The sequence below is a fragment of the Streptococcus sp. SK643 genome (assembly GCF_000259505.1).
Lineage (GTDB): Bacteria > Bacillota > Bacilli > Lactobacillales > Streptococcaceae > Streptococcus.
In genome coordinates this window covers 1-3,471 of the sequence record NZ_AJMM01000016.1, presented here as the reverse complement: position 1 = coordinate 3,471, position 3,471 = coordinate 1, and the positions used below count along the sequence as shown (strand labels likewise).

Sequence of the window (3,471 nt, the reverse complement as noted above, 5' to 3'; positions counted from 1 at the left end):
TATATTTATTTTCTAATATTGAAATTGCTTCTTCATTGGCGAATCCAAACCTATCAAGCTTCATTGTCATTTTTATTTATTTCCTTTCATAATTGATATACCACCTCGATGAGTAAATTACCTGTGTATAGCCCTATCAACCGCTTGCAACGTTTTTTCATAAACCAACAGTCACGGGGTTATGGACATTGTTGATTTCATATATATAATTTAATATAACTTAGAATAATATGATTGTAAAAATTACTTCAATTATTCAATCACAGTCAATTGATTTATAAACTCCTCAAAAGAGTTAGCTATAAAATAAGTATTTCCATCATCATCCGAACCCTCTAAGTTATAAGCATGATCATAATAATACACCCCTTTATCTTCTCCTTTACAAACTAAAATAAAGAACCCCATCAGTACATCATCTCCAATAATAAGAGTGTTTTCAGGTAAATCTTCTTTGTATTCTTGAGTTAATTCAAGGATGTCACAATTCTCGGTTTCTGTATCAATTCCATATAGAATATCTAGGGCTATTACTTCTTGATTCAAAGGAAGTGCTATACCAAGCTCACCTTCTGCGCACATCCCATTATTCGATAGAATAAAATCCTTATAATCTAAAGGAAATGAGATATTTAAAGTATTTTCAACTCGAGTAATTTGCTCCTCATTTATTTTTTTAAAACCTTCTAAAATCATCTTATTTTCCTTTCTTTAGGGAAACTCCTCCGCGATGGGTAAACTCTGCGTGAATGCTCTTATTCACTTCTTGTAATGTCTTTAAGTCTTCATGATGGTGCCATGTGTTACTTAGAAGTTTTTTCAATCTGAAGCTCCGCAATATCTACATAAAAGCCCAGTAGCCTTCCTCCGTGTTTACATACGGCTCATAATACCGAACAAAATCCTCACTGCGCATAAAGGAAGTCGATACTTGTTGCTGGGAGTGCTCGATAAAACTCAAATTAAGTTTCACTGCGTTGCTTTTCTAAATTTATCATTATGGTTTGTCCCAAAGAGGTGAGGAATACATATAGCTTCCTCTGTTAGATATGTCCCTTCGACCCTCACGTACTATAAAGTCCAATACATTAAAGAATTTTTTTCAGCCTCAGAAAAATTATCAAATTCAAATGTTCTTCCAATTACATAAGCCCTCTCATCTCTGCTATTCACCATGAATAAATTATCTTTGTAAAATATATGTACAGCAAATGGTGTTCTATTTGTTTCATCGAAAAGAACATACCGTAAAGATATATAATTTTTTTCTTTTATAATACATTCTATTTCTTGTTTGAATTTTTCAATTTGTTCCGAATTCATTTTATCACCTCTTTTAATAAACCTAAATCTTCATAATACTTCAAAGAATTCCCTAGTTGTATCTGAGTTCCTCCACCTGCTCCAAAGACTTTTGTAATTTCTCCTTGTTGAATATTACTTAAACCTCACATTGGCTGATTCAAGGAATTTATCACTCATAAATAGGATTCCTCTTTTGTATTTCTATGGTTCAGAAATATATAACTTTTCTATAAAATTAGTAAAATTATCTGCTAAAAAGTATACATTTGAATCTACCGACGACTGGTCAAATATAAATGTGTGGTCCCAAAAATAAATTCCTCTATCCTCTCCACTCACAATCATAACAAATAACCCTCCTCCATATTCCGTTCCAAAGACAAATGAATCGTATGGAAGTTCAATTTGGTATTCTGAGTTCCAATCCGTTAGACTAAAGTTTTTATTCTCTGAAATACCTAACATTGTCCCCAAAATCACTTTTTCATTTAAATCATCAATAAAAAACGATAAGTACTGCTCTTTAGGAATACCCACATTAACTTCTAATAGAAATTCCTTATAGTCTTCTGGAAGTATTACATTTATTTTTTTTCTATCTCTGATAGTTCTGAATTTGAGATAGGTCTCTCTAACGATTTAAAATAATACATTCTTTCCTCCATTATTTTCTTCTTAAAGCAAATCTACCTTATTTTATGGATGCCATTATATTATCAAAATCCTCTTTTAGTTGCTCGTATTTCTCATTACTATAGAGATAAAACGCCTCTACTCCTCTATGTATTATTGCATATACAGTTGGATGGAAATTCTTATCTGTGGCATCGATAACAAATTACGTCATTTGAGTAGCTGCCTCTGGACTATAGCCCAACGCTTCTATTCCAACACGAATCATTGTAACTTGAACATCGATTGGAGAAATGGACTCTTGAATTGCTTTAGCATTTAAAACACCAAATATATAGGAAGCTAAAATTTGCCTATTCATTTCGTCCTTTAGATCAATTTTAACCAATTGGATAATATCATTTGCTATTCTTAATGACTCACTTACATATTGATTTTCCATTTATTTCTCCTTATTTCTCTCTATAATACTTTATATTTCCCTTTAGCATAGCCACAGGGAATATAACCCAATCGATATAAAGTATATAAATCATCAAAAAACGGTGAATTTACATTCAGACATTCATTCTTTAACGTTAAATATATAGAAATGTTAATTATATCAAATCTAATTTGGGGTATCATTGATTCAAATATTTTTTTTTCTTCAACTAAAGCAAACAGTTGTTTTGTAACAATAGGAATAATTCTTTCTTTTGCATCCCTACTCAATTCATTCCATTTTTTGAAAATTTCTCTCTCATTTTTTAATAAATATGCGGTTAGATCACCACGTTGTTCAAGAACAAAATTTTCCCATTTTAAACTTGTGATATTTTTTTCCGCAATGGACAACTTATCTAGCTCTATTATAGGAATATTAGTTTTTCGAGAATTCACTAATAATTTTATACTAGTTAAATTATCAACTACTTCTGAAATTATTTTCATTTTAAATACACACCTTACTACTTACTGCAGATAAAAATTTTCTGTTCCATCCTGAATATGGAGAATGCGGAACGTCTGCTTATCTACCCATCTTATAGGGACGAACAGCGTCCATTTCTCCATATCTGAAAGAAGTTTCGACCTATTTTCTTCTGTTCGATTTGATGAAAAACGTTGTAAACTATCTTTGACGTTCATTCTTTTTTAATTCCTTATCTAAATCTTGAAGTAGGTAGATGATTTCTAAATTATAATTAGAAGTTGCATCTATCAACATACGTGCATGATCCTTAAGATGAATATTCGATGGGATAGTTTCTGTTTCCTTTATTGATCTAATAATGGTATAAAGAGTGTTAATTGCTCCTTTTTCCTGTATTTCTGAAGGATACTGTTTATCCATTATTTCTAAAATTTTATTGGCTATCTTTATTGATCTCATACTCATAATCTACTCCTTAATTAGGGACAGTCCTTACATTCACAACCCAATCCTGCGACCATCTTCATATAGGCCTCTTGGGCTTTCTGAAGCTTCGCAATATCTATCCCATTAGCCTTCCTCCGTGTTTACATACGGCTCATAAACACTAGCTTTAA

The 3,471-nt window shown here is 31.4% G+C and carries 6 protein-coding genes and 1 pseudogene; all 7 read right to left on the bottom strand.

All coding sequences use genetic code 11. The annotated features are described in order from the left end of the window. Window positions 1–252: 252 nt before the first annotated feature. Entirely contained in the window at window positions 253–696 is a 444-nt protein-coding gene (locus HMPREF1117_RS06650; protein WP_000599707.1) for an SMI1/KNR4 family protein, read from the bottom strand. Window position 697: 1 nt separating this feature from the next. Next, window positions 698–823, bottom strand: a complete 126-nt coding sequence (locus HMPREF1117_RS11615; RefSeq protein WP_231160764.1) for an HNH endonuclease — start codon at window positions 821–823, stop codon at window positions 698–700. Between the two features lie 248 nt (window positions 824–1,071). Further along, window positions 1,072–1,323 carry an Imm59 family immunity protein gene (locus HMPREF1117_RS06645; RefSeq protein ID WP_231160763.1) on the bottom strand — a complete coding sequence of 84 codons (252 nt, stop codon included), beginning with the start codon at window positions 1,321–1,323 and terminating at the stop codon, window positions 1,072–1,074. 183 nt (window positions 1,324–1,506) lie between these two features. Further along, window positions 1,507–1,842, bottom strand: coding sequence for a hypothetical protein (locus HMPREF1117_RS06640; protein ID WP_000512640.1), 336 nt, complete (start codon window positions 1,840–1,842; stop codon window positions 1,507–1,509). A 154-nt stretch (window positions 1,843–1,996) separates the two neighbouring features. After that, a pseudogene (gene imm48, locus HMPREF1117_RS06635) lies at window positions 1,997–2,380 on the bottom strand (Imm48 family immunity protein). A gap of 20 nt (window positions 2,381–2,400) precedes the next feature. Continuing rightward, window positions 2,401–2,871, bottom strand: coding sequence for a hypothetical protein (locus tag HMPREF1117_RS06630; protein ID WP_000691898.1), 471 nt, complete (start codon window positions 2,869–2,871; stop codon window positions 2,401–2,403). Between the two features lie 181 nt (window positions 2,872–3,052). Further along, a complete protein-coding gene (locus HMPREF1117_RS06625) occupies window positions 3,053–3,319 on the bottom strand; it encodes a hypothetical protein (protein ID WP_000062817.1) in 267 nt (88 codons plus the stop codon). Between the last annotated feature and the right edge of the window lie 152 nt (window positions 3,320–3,471).

Excerpts from the sequence above, each read along its gene's own strand:
- HMPREF1117_RS06645 (WP_231160763.1), bottom strand. The coding sequence starts at position 1,323 with ATGAATTCGGAACAAATTGAAAAATTCAAACAAGAAATAGAATGTATT.
- HMPREF1117_RS06625 (WP_000062817.1), bottom strand. The coding sequence starts at position 3,319 with ATGAGTATGAGATCAATAAAGATAGCCAATAAAATTTTAGAAATAATG.
- HMPREF1117_RS06650 (WP_000599707.1), bottom strand. The coding sequence starts at position 696 with ATGATTTTAGAAGGTTTTAAAAAAATAAATGAGGAGCAAATTACTCGA.
- HMPREF1117_RS06630 (WP_000691898.1), bottom strand. The coding sequence starts at position 2,871 with ATGAAAATAATTTCAGAAGTAGTTGATAATTTAACTAGTATAAAATTA.